The following is a 20,781-nucleotide window of genomic DNA, read 5'->3' on the forward strand; positions in this document are numbered from 1 at the left end:
GTCAGGAACATGAGGACGAGGAACATGAGCAGTTGTCAAGAGTGGCGGTGCGTCCTCACCTTTCCTCCGGGCCTTCGGGGAAGTGGCAGGCCACCTGTCGTGCCTCGCCCGGGGCGGTGATCCGCAGCAGCGGTGCCTCGGTGCGGCAGATCTCGCGGGCCTTGGGGCAGCGCGGGTGGAAGGTGCAGCCCGGCGGGGGAGCGGCCGGGCTCGGAGGGTCGCCGAGCAGCGTGATCCGCTCCCGGGCCCGCTCGGCCGCCGGGTCGGGCAGGGGCACGGCGGAGAGCAGCGCCCGGGTGTAGGGGTGGGCGGGCGCCGCGTACACCCGCTCCTTCGGGCCGATCTCCACGATCCGGCCGAGGTACATCACGGCGACCCGGTCGCAGACCCGCTTCACGACCGAGAGGTCGTGGGCGATGAAGAGGTACGCGAGGCCGAGTTCCCGCTGGAGCCGTTCCATGAGGTTGACGATCTGTGCCTGGACGGAGACGTCGAGGGCGGAGACCGGCTCGTCGGCGACGACGAGGCGGGGGCCGGTGGCCAGCGCGCGGGCGATGCCGATGCGCTGGGCCTGCCCGCCGGAGAACTCGTGCGGGTAGCGGTCGATGTGCTCCGGGATCAGTCCGACGAGCTCCATCAGCTCCACGGCCCGCTTGCGCGCCTCGGAGGCCGAACTCCCCTGCACGAGCAGGGGGTCGGAGATGATGCGGGCGACGGTCTGCCGGGGGTTGAGGGAGGAGTGGGGGTCCTGGAAGACCATCTGGAGGTCGCGCCGCAGCGGCTTCAGCGCCCGCTGGGACAGATGGCTGATGTCGCGGCCGTCGTACGAGACGGAGCCGGCGGTCGGTTCCAGGAGCCGCACGATCATGCGGCCGGTGGTCGACTTGCCGCAGCCGGACTCGCCGACGAGGCCGAGGGTCTCGCCGGCCGCGACGTCGAAGGAGACGCCGTCGACGGCCCGGACGGGCGCCGAGCGGGCCCGGCGCCCGGGGAACGTCATGGTCAGGTCCCGGACGCTCAACAGGGAGGGAGCCGTGGTGGTCATGAGGGAACGCCTTCGTACGCGGGGAAGTGGCAGGCGGCCGGGTGTCCGTCCGGGCCGCCGAGCAGCGGGCGTTCGCCCGTGCAGCGGGCCCGCTCCTCCTCGGAGCCGGCGGCCGCGCGGGGACAGCGGGGCGCGAACGCGCAGCCCGGTGCCGGGTCGAGCAGGGAGGGCGGGCTGCCGGGGATCGCCCGCAGCGGCGCGTCGTCGTGGTCGTCGAGCCGGGGCAGCGAGTCGAGCAGACCCCGGGTGTACGGATGGGCCGGGGTCGCGAACAGGGCGTCCACCGGGGCGTGTTCGGCGGCCCGGCCGCCGTACATCACCAGCACGTCGTGCGCGACTCGGGCGACCACCCCCAGATCGTGCGTGATCATGACGACGGAGAGGCCCCGGTCCTGCTGGAGGCGGGCGATCAGCTCCAGGATCTGGGCCTGGACGGTGACGTCGAGCGCCGTCGTCGGCTCGTCGGCGATCAGCAGCTCCGGCTCGCAGGCGAGCGCCATCGCGATCATCACGCGCTGCCGCATGCCGCCCGAGAACTGGTGCGGGTACTCGCCGGCCCGGCGGCGGGGTTCGGGGATGCCGACCTCGCCGAGCGCCTCGACGGCCCGCTCGCGGGCGGCCGCGCGACGGGACCCGAAGTGGACCCGGTGGTGCTCGGCGATCTGCTCCCCGACCGTGTAGTACGGGTGCAGGCTCGACAGCGGGTCCTGGAAGATCATCGCCATCCTCCGCCCGCGCAGCCGGTTGAGCTCGCGCTCCGGCAGGCCGATCAGTTCGCGGCCTGCCAGGGCGACGGAGCCGGTGACCTCGGCGCCGGTGTGCAGGCCCATCACGGCGAGCGAGGTGACGGACTTGCCGGACCCGGACTCGCCGACGATGCCGAGGGTGCGCCCGGGCGGGACGTCGAAGGAGAGGGAGTCGACCGCCCGGACGGGGCCGCGCTTGGTCGGGAAGGTGACCGTGAGGTCCCGTACCGAAAGGAGGGGTGCGGAGTCGCCCATCAGTACCTCACTCGCGGGTCGACGACGGCGTACAGCAGGTCGACGGCCAGGTTGGCGACGACGATGAAGGTGGCGGCGAGCAGGGTCACCCCGAGGATGACGGGCTGGTCGCCGGTGGACAGGGCCCCGTAGAAGAGGCGCCCGATGCCGGGCAGTCCGAAGATGGACTCGGTGATCACCGCACCGGCGAGCAGACCGCCCAGGTCCATGCCGAAGATGGTCAGGATCGGCGTCATGCCCGCGCGCAGCCCGTGCTTGACGACCACCGTGCGGCGCGGAAGCCCTTTCGCTCGTGCGGTGCGGATGTACGGCTCCGCCATGGACTCGATCATCGAGCTGCGGCTCTGGCGGGCGTACATCGCGGCGTACAGGATTGCGAGCGCCAGCCAGGGGAGCAGCAGGTTGGTGGCCCAGGAGAGCGGGTCGGAGCCGAAGGACACGTACTGCGGGTAGGGGAGGAGCCCCGAGACCCGGATGAGGCCGTAGATCAGCAGGACCGAGGTGAAGTAGACGGGCAGTGAGGCGGCGGCGACCGCGCCGACCATCAGGGCCCGGTCGGTGAGCGTGTCCTTGTGCAGGGCGGCGGTCACGCCCGCGGAGAGTCCGAGCACCAGCCAGATCGCGGCGGCGCCCAGGGCGAGGGAGGCGGAGACCGGCAGCCGGTCCACGAGGAGGTCCCACACACCCTGGCTGTTCTCGTACGAGTAGCCCAGGCAGGGGAAGTCGCAGTGCAGGGCGTACTGGCCGCTGCCCATCGTGCGGCCCGTGAAGATGCCCGTGACGAAGTCGGTGAACTGCCGCCACAGCGGGGCGTCCAGACCCATGTGGGCGCGGATCGCCTCCAGGCGTTCGGCGCTGCACGACTTGCCGCAGGCTGCGGCGGCCGGATCGGACGGCAGGACGTAGAAGATGGTGAAGGTGACGGCGGCGATGGCGACGAGGACGCCGAGCACCCCGAGGAGCCGGCGCGCGAGGTAGAGGATCACGTGCCGCTCCCTCGCGGGTCGAGGACGTCGCGCAGCGCGTCGCCGAGGAGGGTGAAGGCGAGCACGGTGAGGAAGAGACAGAGGCTCGGGACGACGAAGTACATGGGATCCGTGTCGTAGTAGGCGACGCTCTCGGCGATCATCTGTCCCCAGGACGGGGTGGGCGGGCGGACGCCGACGCCGAGATAGCTGAGGGCCGCCTCGGTGGCGATCATCCCCGGGACGATCAGGGTGGTGTACGCGATGACGGGCCCGGCGACGCCCGGGAGGATGTCGCGGGCGAGGATCCGCCAGGGGCCCGAGCCGCCGACGCGGGCGGCGTCGACGTACTCGCGGTGCTTGAGGGACAGGGTCTGGCCGCGGACGACCCGGGCGATGCCGGGCCAGCCGAAGAGGCCGATGACGGCGGTCATGAGCACGATCCGGTTGACGTCCCGCGCCACCGACATCATCGCGATCATGAAGATGAGGGAGGGGAAGGACATGGTGAGGTCCATCAGCCGGGAGAGCACGGTGTCGGTGCGGCCGCCGAAGTAGCCGGCGGCGATGCCGGCCGCCGTCCCGGCGACGACGACGATCGCCGTCGCCGAGAAGGCGATCAGCAGCGACACCTGGGCGCCGTGCACGACCCGGGCGAAGAGGTCGCGGCCGGTGACGGGTTCGACGCCGAGCCAGTGCTCCGCCGAGACGCCGCCGAGCGGCCCGACGGGCTGGCCGCCCAGGTACGGATCGACGGCGCTCTTGTCGAACTCCTCCGGGCCCCAGCCGCCCAGCGAGCCGATCAGCGGGGCGGCCACGGTCAGGAGCGCGAAGAAGACGACGACGGCGAGCGAGAGCTTCACGGAGGTCCGGCGGCGCAGCTCCGCCCGGGCGAGCTGCCAGGGCCCGCCGCCCGCCGTCATGGGCGGGGAGGTCGAGGTGGTGGTCATGGCTGCCTTCAGCTCGCGCTCTTCGACGGGTCCTTGAGGCCGACCGTCGCGAAGTCGATCTGTCCGCCGAAGGAGGTGTGGCCGAAGGCGCCGGCGATGTTCGTGCCGAGCAGCAGGGGCCTGCGCTCGATGACGACGGGCGCGGTCGGGGCCTTGGCGAGGATCTCGCCGTCGAGTTCCTGCCACGCCTTGTTGGCCTGGGCGGCGTCGGTCATCGCGGCGATGGCGTCCATCCGCTTCATGGTGGCGTCGTCGCGGAAGAGGGAGTGGTTGCCGGAGTTGCCCTTCTCCTTGATGTAGCGGCCGTCGAAGACGAAGGGCAGGAAGGTCGACCCGGAGGGGAAGTCGGGGCACCAGCCGGTGTAGACGAGGTCCGTGCGGTTCTTGGTGTCGCCGATCGTGTCGTAGAAGGCGGAGGGGTCGACGGTCTCGATGGTGACCTTGATCCCGGCGCGGCCCAGGGACTGCTGGATGGCCTCGCCGACCGACTTGTCGCCGTTGGAGACGGTGATGCTCGTCGAGAGGCCGCCCGCCTTCCCCGCCTCCTTGAGCAGCTGCTTCGCCTTCTCCACGTCGCCGGTGAGCGGGATCTTCAGGGTGTCGGGCTGCTTGCCGCCGAAGAGGGAGGCGGGCATGAGCGCGGTGGCCGGGTCGTTGAGCGCGGGGCCGCCGGAGGCGGTGAGGATCGCCTCGCGGTCCAGGGCGTACTGCACCGCCTGCCGGACCTTGACGTCGTCGAAGGGCGCACGGCCGGTGTGCATCTGGACCATCTCGGTGCAGCTGCTCGACTCGGCGAGCAGCCGCGCCCTGACCTCGGGCTTGGTGAGGACCTTGGGGGTGGACTCGGGGCGGAGCTTGTCCCACGCGACCGCGGAGGCGTCGGCGCCGGCGGCGGCGATGAGCCGGTCGTCGATCTGGTTGGCCTTCAGGCCCATGGTGACGACGATCCGGTCCGGGTACGCCTTGCGGACCGCGTCGGTCTTCGGGTCCCAGTGGGTGTTGCGGACGAGGACGAGCTGCTTGTCCCGGGCGTACGAGTCGATCTTGTACGGGCCGGAGGAGAAGGGGCGGTTGTCGTACTGGGGCCCCTTGTCCTGCGACTGGGGGACGGGCGCGAAGGTGGGCAGGACGGTCGTGTAGGGGAACTCGGCGAAGGGCTTGCGGAGTTCGAAGACGATGGTGCGGGCGTCGGGCGTCTTCACGGAGTCCAGGTGCTTGCCCTTGGCGGGGCCCTGGTAGCCCTCGGCGCCGACGAGGTAGCGGGCCGCGTAGTCGGGGCCGCCGGGCAGGTCGGGGGAGAAGGACCGCTCCACGTTGTACTTGACGTCCTGGGCGGTGATCGGCGACCCGTCCTCGTACTTCAGGCCCGGCTTGAGCCTGAAGGTCCAGGTCTTGGCGCCGTTGGACGAGACGCCGAGGTCCTCGGCGAGGTCGGGCGTCAGCTCTCCGCCCTTCGCGCCGGGCTCGGCCTTGTACGCCAGGAGGGTGCGGTAGAGCAGGCGGGTGCCGAAGTCCATGTCGCCCATCACCCAGTTGCGGGCCGGGTCGAGATGGGTGAAGTCCTGGTTGGACAGGACGGTGAGCGTGCCGCCCTTCTGCGGGGTCCCGCCGACGATCGTGCCGTTGGTGGAGGTCGCGGGGTTCTTGCGGTCCGGGGAGCCGCCGGACTTCCCGCCGCCGGAACAGCCGGTGATGCCGAGGGCGAGGGTCGTCACCAGGGCGGTGGCCATGGTGCGGGTGCGCTGGTTCATGGGTGGTCACTCCGAGAGAGCAGCAGTCGGACAGCCGGCGTCGATGAGCGAGCGGCTGGAATGTGACCGGTAACATAGTAATGTGAAATTGCACTGACAAGGTGTCGGGACTTCCGTTACTGATCCGTGTCCGGGTGGCGGGAGCGACGGCGGCGCGGCAACTGAGAAGCTCCCCGCGGGTCTTGGCAACTCCAGTGCCATGTGAAATATTACTGCCGTGCCCACGAGAAACACCTCGGATGTCATCGTCGTCGGCGCCGGCGTCGTCGGCGCGGCCTGCGCCCACTACGCCGCTCGAGCCGGCCTCTCCGTCACCGTCGTCGACCGCGGTTCCGTCGCCGGCGGAACGACCGGGGCGGGCGAGGGAAACCTCCTGGTCTCCGACAAGGAACCAGGGCCCGAGCTCGCACTCGCCCTGCTCGCCACCGAAATGTGGCGGGAGCTGGCCGAACTGCTCCCACCGCAGGTGGAGTACGAGGCCAAAGGCGGCCTCGTCGTCGCCTCGGACGAGTCCGGCATGCGCGCCCTGCGCGATTTCGCGGCCCGCCAGGAGAAGGCGGGCGTCACCAGCCAGGAGGTCCCCGCGGACCGGGTCCACGACCTGGAGCCCCACCTCGCACCCACCCTGGCGGGCGGCTTCCACTATCCCCAGGACGCCCAGGTGATGCCCGCCCACGCCGCGGCCCAACTGCTGCGCTCGGAAGGCGACCGGATCCGGCTGCGCCTGGGGGAGGAGGTCACCGCCCTGCTGACCGGTGCGGCCGGAGAGATCCGCGGCGTACGGACCACGGCCGGCGAGCTCCACGCCCCCTACGTGGTCAACGCCGCCGGAACCTGGGGCGGCGCCCTCGCCGAACTCGCGGGCGTGCACCTGCCCGTACTGCCCCGCAGAGGCTTCGTCCTCGTCACCGAACCCCTCCCGCGCGTCGTGCGCCACAAGGTGTACGCCGCCGACTACGTCGCGGACGTCGCCAGCGGCTCCGCCGCGCTCCAGACCTCGGCCGTCGTCGAGGGCACCCCGGCGGGCCCCGTCCTGATCGGCGCCAGCCGGGAACGGGTCGGCTTCGACCGGACGCTCTCCACCGAGGTCCTGCGCCGGCTCGCCGCCGGGGCCACCGCGCTGTTCCCGGTCCTCGGGACCGTGCGGGCCATCCGCACCTACCTCGGTTTCCGCCCGTACCTGCCGGACCACCTGCCCGCGATCGGCCCCGACCCCCGCGTCCCCGGCCTGCTCCACGCCTGCGGCCACGAAGGAGCGGGCATCGGACTCGCGCCCGTGACGGGGCGGATCGTCGCCGCCTGCCTGACCGGCGCGGAACCGCCCCTCGACATCCACCCGTTCCGACCCGACCGGTTCGCCGACACCGCACCCTGAGGTGCGGGACCGGTTCGCCGACACCGCACCCTGAGGTGCGGGACCGGTTCGCCGTCACGGCACCCTGAGGTGCCGGATCGGTTCGCCGACACCGCACCCTGAGGTGCCGGACCGGTTTGCCGACACCGCACCCTGAGGTGCCGGACCGGTTTGCCGACACCGCACCCTGAGGTGCGCGCACCCACCGTCACGAGAGGAGGGCCCGTGGCCCGCACCCCAGCCGACCTCGTCGGCGCACAGCCCGATCCGCCGTTCGAGATCACCTTCGACGGCCGTCGCGTCACCGCCCTGCCGGGCCAGACCGTCGCCGCCGCCCTCTGGGGCGCCGGCATCCTGGCCTGGCGCACCACCCGGGACGGCGGCCGCCCGCGCGGCGCCTTCTGCGGCATCGGCCAGTGCTACGACTGCCTCGCCACCGTCAACGGCGAACCCAACCGGCGCGCCTGCCTGGTCCCGGCCCGCCCCGGCGACGCGATCACCACCCAGGAGGGACACGGCCATGACCGCCTCACCGTCTGAGCCCGAGACGTACGACCTCGCGGTGGTGGGAGCCGGTTCCGCAGGACTCTCCGGCGCCGTCACGGCCTCCGAACTCGGCCTCTCCGTCGCCCTCCTCGACACCTCCTCCCAGACCGGCGGGCAGTTCTACCGGCACCCCGCGCCCACGCTCGGCGCCGTACGGCCCGAGGCGCTGCACCACGACTGGTCCGCCTACACCGACCTCCGCCGACGCCTCGCCGGCAGCGCCGCCGCCCACCTCGCCGGACACCACGTGTGGTCCACGGTGCGGGAGGACGACGGGACCTGGACGGTCCACGCGGTCACCGGAGCCGACGGCGGCGGGGAGCGGCCCGTACGCATCCGAGCCCGGGCCCTGCTGCTCGCCACCGGCGCGTACGAACGCCAACTCCCCTTCCCCGGCTGGACCCTGCCCGGCGTCGTCGGCGCCGGAGGCGCCCAGGCGATGCTCAAGTCCGGCCTCGTGCTGCCCGGCCGCCGCATCGTCGTGGCCGGCAGCGGCCCCCTGCTGCTCGCCGTCGCCTCCTCCCTCGCCGCCGCCGGCGCACAGGTGCCGGCCGTGGTCGAGGCCGCCGGCTATCTCCGCTACGCCCGCAGCCCCCGGGCGCTCCTGGCCAACCCGGGGAAGGCCGCCGAGGCCCTGGTGCACGGAGTCGGACTGCTCCGGCACCGGGTCCGCGTCCGGCTGCGCAGCGCCGTCACCGAAGTCCACGGCACCGACCGGGTCGAAGGTGTGACCGTCACCCGCCTGGACGCCGACTGGCGCCCCGTACCGGGAGCGGGCCGTCGGATCGCCTGCGACGCCCTGGCCGTCGGCCACGGCCTGGTCCCGCAGATCGAGCTGGCCACGACCGTGGGCTGCGCCACCCGGCCCCTGCCCGACGGGACCCTCGGCCTCGCCCTGGACGAGCTCCAGGAGACCTCGGAGCGCGGCCTGTGGGCGGCGGGCGAGACCGGAGGCGTGGGAGGCGCGGAACTCGCCCGTACGGAGGGTGAGTTGGCCGCTCGGGCCATCGCCGCGCGGCTCCTCGGCCGCCACGCCGGAGCGGGCCGGATCGCCGAACTGCGCCGCCGCCGGGACCGGATGCGCGCCTTCGCCGCCGTGATGTCGGCGGCCCACGCCCCTGGCCCCGGTTGGCAGCGCTGGCTCACCGACGACACGGACGTGTGCCGCTGCGAGGAGGTCAGCGCCGGCCGCGTCCGCGAGGCCGTCACCGAGCTCGGCGCTCGGGACGCGCGCACCGTCAAACTCCTCACCCGGGCGGGCATGGGCTGGTGCCAGGGGCGGATGTGCGGGGCGGCCGTCGCCTGCCTCGCCGCGGGCGACGGAATCGCGGAACCGCCCGCGGAGCGCCGTCCGTTCGCCGTCCCGGTGCGGCTCTCGACGCTGGCCGCCCTGGACGAGGACTCGGACCCCGACGCTTCCTAGAGCCTGAAGGAGAGGCCCTTGCGGGCCTCTCCCCTTTCCCCATCTGTAAAATGTCACACACTATAGAAAGGTCATCGCCATGACCACCACCAGCTGGAACGCCGACCGCCCCTGGCGCGGCATCATGGTCGCCACCACCCTCCCCTTCCGCGAGGACCTCACCGTCGACCACGACGCCTACGCCGAGCACGTCGCCTGGCTGATCGCCAACGGCTGCGACGGCGTCGTCCCGAACGGCTCCCTCGGCGAGTACCAGACCCTCACCGACGCCGAGCGCGCCGAGGTCGTCCGTACCGCCGTCGAAGCGGCCGGAGACGGGGCGAGGGTCATGCCGGGCGTCGCCGCCTACGGCAGCGCCGAGTCCCGCCGCTGGGCCGAGCAGGCCGCCGAGGCCGGCTGCGGATCGGTCCTCCTCCTGCCACCCAACACCTACCGCGCCGACGCGGCGGCCGTCCGCGCCCACTACACCGAGGTGGCCGGCGTCGGGATCCCCGTCGTCGCCTACAACAACCCCTTCGACACGAAGGTCGACCTCACCCCCGACCTGCTCGCGCGGCTGCACGGCGACGGCAGCATCGTCGCGGTGAAGGAGTTCAGCGGCGACGTCCGGCGGGCCTACGAGATCGCCGAACTCGCCCCGGAACTGGATCTGCTGATCGGGGCGGACGACGTCCTCCTGGAGCTGGCGGTGGCCGGCGCCGTCGGATGGATCGCCGGGTACCCCAACGCCTTCCCCGCCAGCTGCGCCACGCTGTACCACGCCGCCGTCGCGGGCGACCTGACGACCGCTCTGCCGCTGTACAAGTCCCTGCACTCCTTGCTGCGCTGGGACTCGAAGACGGAGTTCGTCCAGTCCATCAAGCTCTCCATGGACATCGCCGGCCGCCCCGGCGGTCCCACCCGGCCGCCGCGCCACCCGCTCACCGGCACGATCGAGGCCGCGGTGCGGACGGCTACGGAGAAGGCCGTCGCGGAGGGCCACCACTGACGACCGCCGCCGACGGCTGCGGCTGCCCCCGGCCGTCGGCGCCGCTCGCAACTCCCGCTCCGTACTCCCGGATCCGTACTCCCGCTCCGTACTCCCGGATCCGTACTCCCGGATCCGTACTCCCGCTCCGTACTCCCGCTCCGTACTCCCGGATCTGTAGCCCCTGACCTGGGGACCCCTGACCCGGGGACCTCCGGCTTGGGGACCTCCGGCTTGGGGACCCCCGGCTTGGGGACCCCCGGCCTGGGGACCCCCGGCCTGGGGACCCCCGACCTGGGAGTGCCTGATGCGGACGACCCTTTCTCGGACGCCCCCTCCCGGGCGACCCCCTTCCCGGACGACCCACCCTCCCGGAGGCCTCCTCCCGTGACCGACGCACTTCCCACCCTCATCTCCCGCAACCCGGCCGACCCGGCCGACGTGCTCCTGCAGATGGCCGCCCCCGGCGCCTTCGCGGCCGTCGACACGGTCGAGCGGGCCCGTGCCGCACAGCCCGGCTGGCTGCTCGCCGGAGCCGCCGCGCGCTCGGCCGCTCTGGGGGTGATCGCCACCGCCGTCGAGGCCGCGGCCGGCGAACTCGCCGAGCTCGCCGTGCGCGAGGTCGGCAAGCCGCTCTCCGAGGCCCGGGCCGAGGTGGCCAGGACCGCCGCGATCTGGCGGTACTACGCGCAGGCCCCCTACCAGCCCACCGGCGCCGTCCACGAGACCGCGGCAGGGGCCGGACTCCTCCTGACCCGGCGCCGCCCGCACGGTGTGGCCGGGCTCATCACGCCCTGGAACTTCCCCTTCGCCATCCCCACCTGGAAGGCCGCCCCCGCGCTCGCGGCCGGGAACACGGTGGTCCTCAAGCCCGCCCCCGAGGCCACCGCGTGCGCCCAGCGCCTCGCGGAGATCGTCCGGAAGGCCGTGCCGGAAGCGGTGTTCACTGTCCTTCCCGGCGGCGCGACCGAGGGCAACGCGCTCGTCTCGGCCGCCGACGTCGTCTCCTTCACCGGCTCCACCCCCGTCGGCCAGGCCGTCGCCCGGGCCGCGACCGCCCGGGGCATTCCGGCGCAGGCCGAGATGGGCGGCCTGAACGCGGCGCTCGTGCTGCCTGACGCGGACATCGAGCAGGCGGCCGGCCACATCGCCGCCTCGATCGCCGGGTACGCGGGCCAGAAGTGCACCGCCACCAGCCGCGTCATCGCGGTCGGCGCCGCACTCGACCCGCTGCGCGAGGCACTCTCCGAAGCGCTGAAGGCGCTCCCCGTCGGCGACCCCGCCGACCCGGCCACCGTGTGCGGGCCGCTCATCCAGGAAGGCGCCCGCGACCGGATGGTCGACGCCTGCCGTGGGCTGAACACGCTCGCCGGCGGCGGCGCGCTCGACAGGCCCGGCTGGTACGCGGCCCCGACCCTCGTCGAGAAGGTGTCGCCCGGACACCGGCTGCTGCGCGAGGAGGTCTTCGGCCCCGTCGCCACCCTGCTCGCCGCCGACGACCTCGCCCACGCGATCCGGATCACCAACTCCGTCCCGTACGGCCTGGTGACCTCGGTCCACACCGCCGACCTGAACACGGCCCTGCACGGTCTCGACCTGCTCGACACCGGCATGATCCGGATCAACGCCCCGTCCACGGGCGTCGACTTCCACCTGCCGTTCGGCGGCTCCAAGGCCTCAAGCCACGGGCCGCGCGAACAGGGCAGAGCGGGCCTGGAGTTCTACACGTCCGGCCGGACGTACACCCTGGCGCCGGCGGGCCCGGCGGCCTGAGCTCGTACGGTGGTGAGGCCGGCTCGAAGGATCACCACCGTACGCACCGAGTCACCCGGACCGCCCACACCCCAGCGAGAGAACCCATGAATCCCGCGTACGCGACCGTCGACCACACCTTCACCGTCCCCCTGGACCACCGGACCCCCGACGGCCCCACCCTGCAGGTCTTCGCACGCGAGGTCGCCGACCCGTCCCGTACGGGCGAGGAACTGCCCTGGCTGCTCTACCTCCAGGGCGGTCCCGGCGGTAAATCGCCCCGGCCGTCCGCCGGTTCGCCCGGCTGGCTGCCCCACGCCCTGAAGACCCACCGGGTGCTGCTCCTCGACCAGCGCGGCACCGGCCGCTCCAGCCCGGTCACCGCGCGCTCCGCCGCCCGCTTCGACTCACCCGGCCGACTCGCCGACCACCTCGCGCACTTCCGTGCCGACTCGATCGTCGCCGACGCGGAGCTGATACGCCGCGAACTCTGCGGCGACACCCCGTGGGAGACCCTCGGGCAGAGTTACGGCGGCTTCCTCACCCTCGCGTACCTCTCCCACGCACCCCAGGGGCTGCGCGCCTGCTACGTCACGGGGGGTCTGCCCGGTCTCACCGCCACCGCCGACGACGTGTACGCCCGCACCTACCCCCGGGTCCGCGACCGGGTCCACGACTTCTACGCCCGCTACCCGCAGGACGCCTCCCTGCTGCGGAAGATCGCCGACCTCCTCGCGGCCGAGGACGTCCGCCTGCCGGACGGCGACCGGTTCACCCCGCACCGGCTGCGCACGCTGGGACTCGTCCTCGGCATGGGCGACGGCTTCGAGCGCCTCCACTGGCTGCTCGACGAAGCCCTTGATGCCGAAGGCGAGTTGACCGACACCTTCCTGCACCAGGTGATGTCCCTGACCGGCTTCGCCGACAACCCGCTCTTCGCCGTCCTGCAGGAGACCCTGTACGGACAGGGCGACGACCCGACCGACTGGGCGGCCGCCCGCGCCCTCGCGGACTTTCCCGAGTTCGCCGAGGGTGCCGACCCCCTCCTGCTCACCGGGGAGATGATGTACCCCTGGATGTTCCGTGAGATCAGGGGCCTGCGTCCCTTCGCCGACGCCGCCGACCTCCTTGCCGCGCGGACCGACTGGCCGCCGCTGTACGACGCGGGCCGCCTCGCGGCGAACGAGGTGCCGCTCGCCGCGGTCGTCTACCACGACGACATGTACGTCGACGCGGGCCTCTCCCTGCGCACGGCCCGTGAGATCGGCGCCACGCGCGTCTGGGTCACCAACGAGTGGGAGCACGACGGCCTCTCGGCCTCGGGCGGCAGGGTCCTCGCCCGGCTGATGGACATGGCGGCGGGCCGGGCCTGACCGACCGGTGTGCCGCGGATCAGTCGGCGAGGGCGCGGCGCAGAACGGCGCCGAGTTCGACGTTCTGCCGCTGCGAGACCTCCGCGGAGAGAATCGCCTGCGAGCCGTGGAACGTGCCGGGCCACTGGTGGATCTCGACGGACACGCCCGCCTGGAGCAGCCGGAGGGCGTAGCCGAGGTCCTCGTCGCGGTTCGGGCAGAACTCGGCCGTGGCGACGTAGGCCGACGGGAGGCCGGACAGGTCGGTGGCCCGTGCGGGGGCGGCGTACGGCGTGGCGCTCCGGGAACCCAGGTAGTGGCGCCACGAGGCGACCGCCTTGCCCCGGTGGAACCAGGGCGTGTCCGTGAAGTTCCGTGCCGACCACGTGTCGAGCCGGTCGTCGAGCCCCGCCTGGTTGAGCAGCTGGAAACGGATCGGCGGCCCCTGCTCGTCACGCGCCCGCAGCGCCACCGCGGCCGCGAGCCCACCGCCGGCGCTGTGGCCGCCGACCGCGATCCGCGCGGGGTCGACGCCGAGTTCGGCGGCGTGCTCGGCGGTCCAGTTCAGTACGGCGTAGGCGTCGTCCAGGGCGGCCGGGAAGGGGTGCTCGGGCGCCAGCCGGTAGCCGACCGAGATCACCACCGCGCCGGAACTCTCCGCGATGCGGGTCGCCCACGGGTGCTCGGTGTCCACGTCGCCCATGACGAATCCGCCGCCGTGCAGCCACACCACCGCTCCCTGCGCCCGGCGCGGCCGGTAGATCCGTACCACCACGTCCGGATCGGCGGGCACGATCCGGTCCTCGACCTCCAGCTCCGAGGTGTCCGGTGCGGGCACGGCGGCCGCCAGGCAGGCGAAGTACAGGCGTGACGAGACCGGGTCGGACAGGTCGTTCTGCGGGAAGAAGGGGATGAACGCTTCGAGTTCGGGATCCATGACGACCATCCTCCAGGCCCGGCGTCCGCGAGATCACCCGCCATCCGTCGCGCATACCGGCCCGATCACGCGCCGATCGGCGCGCCCCGGCCGTGCGTCCTTCTGCGATCCTTCTGTCATGGAGGCACTGGCCGTACGGCTGTCGGGACTCGATCCGTACGTCGACGGCGCGATGCGCATCGTCGCGTTCTACGACACCCTGATGCGCCGGCGCGTCGACCTCGCCGCCCTCGCCCGCGCCTCGGCGGGCCTGGCCGAATGCGTCGCGGGGATCCGACTCCACGGCACCGGCCGCACCACCCGCGTCTCTCCCCACGGTACCCAGGCGTCCACCCCGCCGGCGCCCGCGTCCACCGAGGCGCCGATCACCCTCGACGAGGAGGAGATCGGCACGGTCTGGCTGGAGCGCCCCGGCCCGCCCAACCCGCTCGACGAGGTCCTCCTCGACCGCTTCGCCATCGCCGCCGCTGCCGCCGCCGAACGCTACGGCCCCGCCCGCACCACCATGGCCGACCCCGCCCTCGTCGAACTGGCCATCAGCTCCGACAGCGACGACGCCGCCCGGGCCCGTGCGCTCCGCCTCCTGGGCTTCGCCCCCGACCTCCCCGTCCACGTCGTCGCCGTCCGCACCTGCCTCCCGCTCGACCGCATCGGCACCTTGGTCTGCCCGGCCCGCCCGGTGAAGGCGGCCCCACTCGCCGACGTGGGCGTCATCCTGGCCACCACCCTGGACCGTACGGGCTTCCCCGCAGGGGTACGGGCGGGCATCGGGACCACCGACAGCCCGGACCGCTCCTGGCGCCAGGCCCGCACGGCGCTCCGCTTCACCTCCCCGCGCGAGCCCGTCGTCCACCACACCGACCTGGGCGCGCTCGCCCTCCTGGCGGACATCCCCGAGGACGCCGTACGGGACAACCCCGACGTGACCGCGATCGCCGGCCTGTCGCCGGAGGACCTGGAGACCCTGGAGACGTACTGCGCCACCGCCTCCGTCCGTCGTGCGGCCGAGCTCCTCCACCTCCACCACAGCAGCATCGCCCGCCGCCTCGATCACATCGGCAGGACCCTCACCCTTGACCTCACCGCCCCCACGGGCCTGACCCGCGCCCGACTGGCCCTCACCACATGGCGCCTGCTCAACGACTGAACGACCAGGACGCCAGGGGGCATTGACGCCTCCGTATGTGCCTGAGAGTCTGCCTGCGATCATGAAACGCCAGGTCTCGGGGGAGACATGCCCTTCTTCAAAGCAGTGTTGTTCGACTGGGTCGGGACGCTCGTCGTGCCCAAGTGGGGCCCGGTGCCCGGGCGGCCGAAGGGGGCCGCGTGGATCGAGCGGACGCTGCTCCGGCTCGGCCGTGACGCGTCGGAGGCGGAGACACGGCGGATCAGCGAGGCCCTGAGCGAGGCGGGAAGGCTGCCGGAGATGGCCGGCGGCTGGTCCGACGTGTCGGCCGCCGCACACCGCGAGGGCTACGACGCGTGGGTGCGTGCCGCGGCGATCGACCCGGTCCTGGCCGACGCCCTCTACACGACCCTCTCCGACCCCGCCGGCAACCCGTTCGCGACGGATGTCGCACCCGCGCTGGCGGCGCTCAAGGCCGCCGGCCTGAAAGTGGCCGTCATCAGCGACATTCACTTCGACATCCGGCCCGCCTTCGAGAAGGCCGGCCTGGAGGCATACGTCGACAGCTACGCCCTCTCCTTCGAACACGGCCTGTGCAAGCCCGACCCCGCCTTCTTCGGCGTCGCCCTGGACCAGCTCGGGGTGCGCCCCGACGAGGCCCTGATGGTCGGCGACCGCTCCGCCCGCGACGGCGGAGGCGTCGAAGCCGGCCTCGCGACCCTCCTGCTCCCGCCCGTGACCCGGACCGCCGAGGAACGGCTGCACCTGGTACTCGGGGCCTGCGGGATCTCCCGATGAAGCCCCCACCACCCCTCACCTACGACGCGTTCGTCGAGGCCGCCTCCGCCGACCCGGCCGTCCTCGGCCTCGTCCTCAAGGGGTCCCGGGCGCACGAGGGCATGACCACCGAGCACTCCGACCACGACCTGTACGTCGTCCTCGCCGAAGGCGTGCCGACGCCGCTCACCCGGTACGCGGGGCACCGCACCAGAGAGCTCGACCTCGTCCTCCTCACCCTCGACGCCTTCCGGGCCGTGGGGATGCCGGGTTTCGAGCGGTACGCCCTCGCCCGCGCCCGGGTCGTGCTCGACCGGCTCGACGGAGACATCGGCCGGATCCTGGCCGCCAAGGCGCGCCTCACCGCCGATGAGGCGTCCCGCGCCGCCGCGAGATGGCTCGACGCCTACGCCAACTCCCTCTACCGCTCCCTCAAGAACGACAGGGACGGACACGGCCTCGCGGCCCGGCTCGACGCCTCCGACAGCATCGGCCACCTGCTGGAACTGCTCTTCGCGCTCGACCGTCGCCCTCGTCCCTACAACAAGTACCTGGAGTGGGAACTCCTTCGTCACCCGCTGCCCGGCTGGGACACCGACGGGCTGCTCGACGCCGTGGGCCGCATCTCCGGGTCGGGTGACGTCTCCGCCCAACGCCGGCTCTTCGCCCGGGTGGAGGCGGTGGCCCGGGACCACGGGCACGGAGGGGTGCTCGACGCATGGGGCGAGGACCTGGAACTGATGCGCGGGCGGTAGGCGTACGGGGCCCTTCTCGGGGGTGGCTCTCAGGGGCCCTGTCCGGGGGACTCGGGGTCGGCTCCGGGTGATCACGGATGGTCACCGGGCGGCGCGGACACGAGAGTTGATGGTGTCAGGGGGGCGCAACGAGCCCCGCCGCCTCAGCAGAACGGAGCAGCCCGTGCGCGTCCGTCAGACCACTCTCCGCCGCCTCGCCGTGGCCGGCCTCGCCGCCTCGGTCCTCACTGTCGGAGCCGGCGTCCCCGCCGCCACGGCCCTCGCCCCGGGGCAGCCGTCCACGGCGAGCACGGCGACCACCTTCGATCCCGAGCCCCTGCGGAAACTGGTCACGCCCCTGCCGAGCTACCAGGCCGGTGTGCTCGTCAGAGTCGACGGACCGGGCCGCGGTCCCCTGTGGACGGGTACCGCCGGCCCCGTGACCGCCGAGGACCACTTCCGCATCGGCAGTGTGACGAAGGTCTTCACCCACACGGTGGCCCTGCAGCTGGTCGCCGAGCACCGCATCGGTCTCGACGACCCGGTGAGGCGCCACCTCCCGGATCTGATTCCGGCGGACTACGGCACGGTCACGGTGCGACAGTTGCTCGACCACACCAGCGGGCTTCCGAAGCCCGCCCCCACCCCCGGGCCGCCGCCGATCCCCGGCAGTGAGCCCGGATGGTGGCTGAAGGGCGTGACGCCCTCGGACGGCGTACGGGACACCTTCGCGCTCGCCGCGCAGGACCACGAGTGGACCGCACACCGCCCCGCCCCCGGCACGGTCCAGCAGTACAACGGGATCAACACCGTGATCGTCGGCCTGCTCGTGGAGAAGGTCACCGGCCACACCTTCCGGCACGAGCTCGACCGGCGGATCCTCCGCCCCCTTCAGCTACGGGACACCAGCCTGCCCGCCGCCGGCGACATCACTCTCCCCAGCCCGCACACCCGCGTGTACGTCGACGGCGACGACGTCACCGAGCAGAACCCCTACCCCTGGGCGGAGGGCGGGATGATCTCCACAGCCGCCGACCTGGACCGCTTCATGACGGCCCTCTTCCGTGGTCGCCTGCTCCCGCCGGCCGAGCAGGAGGTGGCCTTCTCCGTCCCCGAGGTGCCCAACGCCCCGGCGAACAAGAACTGCCTCAAAGCCGGCACCGCGTGCTTCGGCCCCGGCGGGATGATGCGGCTCACCCTGAACGACAACGTCACCGTATGGGGCAAGACGGGGTCCCGCCCCGGCTGGGAGAACGGCATGTTCGCCACCCGTGATCTCAAGCGCCGCCTGGTCTACTCCTTCAACCCCAACGGCACGGGAGCGGGGCGCCAGTACGGCGACTACATACAGGCCGTCGCCGGCGCTGCGTTCACCGGGGTGACCGGGGCGTCCGGGGCGGACGGAGTGACCGGGGCGTCCGGGGCGGACGGAGCGCGCTGACGGCCGCCGGTCCTCAGAGGCCCTTCGCGCCGGATCGTCGCGTACGGAAAGCAGGCCGGGGCCCGAGCGACCTACCCGCCCCCCGGCGATGCCGAGAGCGAGGCTCTCGCCCGTGGTGTCGGTCACCTCCTGGACGGCGAGCTCGAAGAGGCCGAGAAGGGCCTCGCCGCCGTCGGCTTCCGCGTGACCCGGCTCACCGACTCCGCCTCCGGCCGCCGCTACGACGAGGTCGCCGCCTTGGGAACCGGGGTCGAGGCGCGATGGGGGCGGCTCTACGTCAACGCCGACGCCGCCGTCCGCTGGAGCGTGCAGGTGCCCCACCCGGTGGCCGCCCGCGGCACCGAGGCTCTCGGCGCGGTCCTGGAGACACGCCGGGCGGCTCGCTCGTTCTCGCCGGTGCCCACCGCACCTCCGGCCGGAGAGACGCGGCGGACGTCGACATCGCACCGACAGCGTCTTCCACGCGATCGTCATGGAACTGCAGAAGCGCGGTGTTCCGGGCCTTCAGGCGCACGGCTTCGCCAAGGCGGCAGAACGCCACCACACGACCTTCATCCACGCCGAACTCGCCCCGGCGGCGAGGGGCGGCGACACGACGAAGGCCGCCCGGACGCGGACGGCCCTCTCCGGTCTCCTCGACGCCTCGTCGGCCACAGGGCGGCCCTGAACGGGCCCCTTCCTGACGAAAGATCTCGACGGACGCCCCGACAGGGGCGTCCGCTTCCATTTTCCGGGTTCCGTCGAATTCCCCTGTGAGTTCGGCGGATATTTGTTTGTATTTACTGGTGGATCGCCGTGCGGGATGGCCCTGGCATTTCTTCGTAAATTACGGCCGTCGACCCGATAGGTGGTCAGTAAATGCGATGAGATCTAGCCCCTGGGGTGTATTCCCGCCGTCACACGGACTAATCGCGGCCGGATTGTTTGTTTTCATGGATCGGCGTTGCTCTAATTCTCGCTTGAACATGCGGGATCTCCTCATCCCGTGCGGAAATCAGGGAAAGGATCGTCATGCGGGCCACACGAGCCTTGCTGGTGGGAGCTTCGGTACTCGCCCTCGGAATGGGCACCCCCACCGTCTCCCAGGCACTGGGCTGGGAACGCCCCTGGGCGGCGCAGGACCAGAGCAGCACGCAGTCCCCGGCACACCGCGACGGTGACAAGGACAAGGAGCACCACAAGGAGCACCACAAGGGGAAGGGCGACACGTACGACCTCGACCACAGCTGCAAGGGCGGCACGTTCGGCTACTGCACGCAGAACGCGGTCTTCGCCCCGACGATCATCGGAGACCTCGGGCTCACGACCGGGCTCATCGGTCTGACCAGCACCACGGGCCAGACCGGCCAGACGGCGACGACCACGAGCACCACGAGCACGACGAACACGACCCAGACGACATCCACCACGGCCACCACCTCCACCACGGCCACGAGCGCCACCACCACGCCTCCGCCGCCGAACCAGTGGTGCTCGCCCGGTTACTGGTTCAACCGGGGCCTCGACAACTGGCCGGCGCCTTACGACCCGGCCACGTCGACCTGGAGCGACCTGCCCACGCCTCCCTACACCGACACGCTCGCGCGCACGAACGCCGGTGTCACGGCCGGTGCGCCCTCGGACCCGCTGCTCACCTACATCTGGAACCCGCAGAACGCGAACAATTTCGCCGCTTGGTACGTTCGCCCCCGTGGCTCGGTCCTGAACGACATCGCGGACGTGCTCAGCTCCGCCGCCGGTCTGACCTGGACCGACAAGAACACGGCGACGTGCCCCCTCAGCTGAACCGGAGAACGGTCGCCGGTACGCCGAGCGGCCGCTGAAACAACCGAGCGACGCTGAATTCACCAGCGACGCTTCGGGCGTGCGGCCCGTGTGGTTGTCGTGCACCACCACGCGGGCCGCCCACAAGAAGGAACGTGATGGAACCTTCCAGCGAATGCGCCGCCGAAACCCTCACCACCACGGCTGCGCCGACGCGGCACCTGCCCCCTCCGCGGTCGAGCGAGGGCGCACCGGCACCCGCACCGAACACCGGCCCCCGGTGGTCTCCCGCGGCGGCCGTCGCGCTGACCGCGACCGCCGTCCTGCTGGCCGGCGCCCTGGTGACGCACCTGGTCATGATCTTCCTGACCCTGGCGCCGGTCAACGCGCTCAGGGCCACCCACGGCAAGGCGATCGACTCCTACGTCCAGCCCGAGTTCGCGCAGGACTGGAAGCTGTTCGCCCCCAACCCGAAGCAGCGCAACGACGCGATCGGCGTCCGCGTGAGGACCAGCGGCGCGGACGGCACCCTCCGCACTTCCGACTGGATCAACCTCACCGCGCAGGACGTGGCGGAGATCCAGGGGAATCCGGCGCCCAGCCATGTGCACCAGAACATGCTCCGCATCGCCTGGGACAACTCCGAGGCCTGGCTCGACCGCGGCAACCGGCCCAGGGGCATCCGCGGCAAGGTGGCCGTGGACTACCTCAAGCGCATCGCGCTCCAGCGGGTCGGGCGCGACTGGCAGGGCGAGCGGGTCACGGGAATGCAGCTCGCGGGCCGCTACACGATGGTGCAGCCGCCGTCGTGGAGCTCCGAGGACGTGCCCGACACCACCACCTACCGGATGCTCCCTTGGTGGCCGGTGACCGACCAGGACTACAGGGGGCTGTGA

The 20,781-nt window shown here is 72.4% G+C and carries 19 protein-coding genes; 13 read left to right on the forward strand and 6 right to left on the reverse strand.

All coding sequences use genetic code 11. From position 1 onward, the window contains the following. Positions 1 to 55: 55 nt before the first annotated feature. Genes AC07AW_RS31060 through AC07AW_RS31080 form a run of 5 tightly spaced genes read right to left on the reverse strand, consistent with a single transcriptional unit; the run spans position 56 to position 5,712 of the window. Positions 56 to 1,045, reverse strand: a complete 990-nt coding sequence (locus AC07AW_RS31060) for an ABC transporter ATP-binding protein (protein WP_478818783.1) — start codon at positions 1,043 to 1,045, stop codon at positions 56 to 58. Then, positions 1,042 to 2,046 (reverse strand): ABC transporter ATP-binding protein, encoded by a 1,005-nt coding sequence (locus AC07AW_RS31065; protein ID WP_478818784.1) that lies wholly within the window; start codon positions 2,044 to 2,046, stop codon positions 1,042 to 1,044. Before AC07AW_RS31065 ends, AC07AW_RS31060 begins: the two co-directional genes overlap by 4 nt. Further along, the gene (locus tag AC07AW_RS31070; RefSeq protein WP_478818785.1) at positions 2,046 to 3,032 is read right to left on the reverse strand and encodes an ABC transporter permease; all 987 of its coding nucleotides are present in this window, start codon (positions 3,030 to 3,032) and stop codon (positions 2,046 to 2,048) included. Before AC07AW_RS31070 ends, AC07AW_RS31065 begins: the two co-directional genes overlap by 1 nt. Beyond that, a complete protein-coding gene (locus tag AC07AW_RS31075; protein ID WP_478818786.1) occupies positions 3,029 to 3,961 on the reverse strand; it encodes an ABC transporter permease in 933 nt (310 codons plus the stop codon). Before AC07AW_RS31075 ends, AC07AW_RS31070 begins: the two co-directional genes overlap by 4 nt. 8 nt (positions 3,962 to 3,969) lie before the next feature. After that, positions 3,970 to 5,712, reverse strand: a complete 1,743-nt coding sequence (locus AC07AW_RS31080; RefSeq protein WP_478818787.1) for an ABC transporter substrate-binding protein — start codon at positions 5,710 to 5,712, stop codon at positions 3,970 to 3,972. 217 nt (positions 5,713 to 5,929) lie between these two features. Here AC07AW_RS31080 and AC07AW_RS31085 point away from each other — a divergent pair, with 217 nt between their 5' ends. From AC07AW_RS31085 to AC07AW_RS31110, 6 genes are all read left to right on the forward strand, one after another. After that, positions 5,930 to 7,087: an NAD(P)/FAD-dependent oxidoreductase gene (locus AC07AW_RS31085; RefSeq protein ID WP_478818788.1), complete on the forward strand. Its 1,158-nt coding sequence runs from the start codon at positions 5,930 to 5,932 to the stop codon at positions 7,085 to 7,087. A 204-nt stretch (positions 7,088 to 7,291) separates the two neighbouring features. Beyond that, positions 7,292 to 7,606 carry a (2Fe-2S)-binding protein gene (locus tag AC07AW_RS31090; RefSeq protein WP_184930662.1) on the forward strand — a complete coding sequence of 105 codons (315 nt, stop codon included), beginning with the start codon at positions 7,292 to 7,294 and terminating at the stop codon, positions 7,604 to 7,606. Further along, a complete protein-coding gene (locus AC07AW_RS31095; protein ID WP_478818789.1) occupies positions 7,587 to 9,035 on the forward strand; it encodes an FAD-dependent oxidoreductase in 1,449 nt (482 codons plus the stop codon). The genes AC07AW_RS31090 and AC07AW_RS31095 overlap by 20 nt, the downstream gene beginning before the upstream one ends. 79 nt (positions 9,036 to 9,114) lie before the next feature. Then, positions 9,115 to 10,023, forward strand: a complete 909-nt coding sequence (locus tag AC07AW_RS31100) for a dihydrodipicolinate synthase family protein (protein WP_478818790.1) — start codon at positions 9,115 to 9,117, stop codon at positions 10,021 to 10,023. 366 nt (positions 10,024 to 10,389) lie between these two features. Beyond that, positions 10,390 to 11,775: an aldehyde dehydrogenase family protein gene (locus AC07AW_RS31105; RefSeq protein ID WP_478818791.1), complete on the forward strand. Its 1,386-nt coding sequence runs from the start codon at positions 10,390 to 10,392 to the stop codon at positions 11,773 to 11,775. A gap of 86 nt (positions 11,776 to 11,861) precedes the next feature. Beyond that, the gene (locus AC07AW_RS31110; RefSeq protein ID WP_478818792.1) at positions 11,862 to 13,127 is read left to right on the forward strand and encodes an alpha/beta fold hydrolase; all 1,266 of its coding nucleotides are present in this window, start codon (positions 11,862 to 11,864) and stop codon (positions 13,125 to 13,127) included. Positions 13,128 to 13,146: 19 nt separating this feature from the next. On the opposite strand, the gene AC07AW_RS31115 is transcribed toward AC07AW_RS31110, so the two are convergent. Further along, positions 13,147 to 14,043, reverse strand: coding sequence for an alpha/beta hydrolase (locus AC07AW_RS31115; RefSeq protein WP_478818793.1), 897 nt, complete (start codon positions 14,041 to 14,043; stop codon positions 13,147 to 13,149). A gap of 118 nt (positions 14,044 to 14,161) precedes the next feature. Here AC07AW_RS31115 and AC07AW_RS31120 point away from each other — a divergent pair, with 118 nt between their 5' ends. The 7 genes from AC07AW_RS31120 (at position 14,162) to AC07AW_RS31150 (ending at position 20,781) form a co-directional block, all read left to right on the forward strand. Further along, positions 14,162 to 15,190, forward strand: a complete 1,029-nt coding sequence (locus AC07AW_RS31120) for a helix-turn-helix domain-containing protein (RefSeq protein WP_478818794.1) — start codon at positions 14,162 to 14,164, stop codon at positions 15,188 to 15,190. Between the two features lie 87 nt (positions 15,191 to 15,277). Then, positions 15,278 to 15,967 (forward strand): HAD family hydrolase, encoded by a 690-nt coding sequence (locus tag AC07AW_RS31125; RefSeq protein ID WP_478818795.1) that lies wholly within the window; start codon positions 15,278 to 15,280, stop codon positions 15,965 to 15,967. Next, on the forward strand, positions 15,964 to 16,701 hold the full coding sequence (locus tag AC07AW_RS31130; protein WP_478818796.1) for a hypothetical protein: 738 nt from the start codon (positions 15,964 to 15,966) through the stop codon (positions 16,699 to 16,701). The genes AC07AW_RS31125 and AC07AW_RS31130 overlap by 4 nt, the downstream gene beginning before the upstream one ends. Positions 16,702 to 16,864: 163 nt before the next feature. Beyond that, on the forward strand, positions 16,865 to 18,121 hold the full coding sequence (locus AC07AW_RS31135) for a serine hydrolase domain-containing protein (protein ID WP_478818797.1): 1,257 nt from the start codon (positions 16,865 to 16,867) through the stop codon (positions 18,119 to 18,121). A gap of 472 nt (positions 18,122 to 18,593) precedes the next feature. Continuing rightward, positions 18,594 to 18,788, forward strand: a complete 195-nt coding sequence (locus AC07AW_RS31140; RefSeq protein ID WP_478818798.1) for a hypothetical protein — start codon at positions 18,594 to 18,596, stop codon at positions 18,786 to 18,788. A gap of 368 nt (positions 18,789 to 19,156) precedes the next feature. After that, positions 19,157 to 19,906 carry a hypothetical protein gene (locus tag AC07AW_RS31145; protein WP_478818799.1) on the forward strand — a complete coding sequence of 250 codons (750 nt, stop codon included), beginning with the start codon at positions 19,157 to 19,159 and terminating at the stop codon, positions 19,904 to 19,906. Positions 19,907 to 20,043: 137 nt separating this feature from the next. Beyond that, positions 20,044 to 20,781: a DUF5819 family protein gene (locus AC07AW_RS31150; protein ID WP_478818800.1), complete on the forward strand. Its 738-nt coding sequence runs from the start codon at positions 20,044 to 20,046 to the stop codon at positions 20,779 to 20,781.

This window comes from Streptomyces sp. NPDC044003 (genome assembly GCF_056435185.1).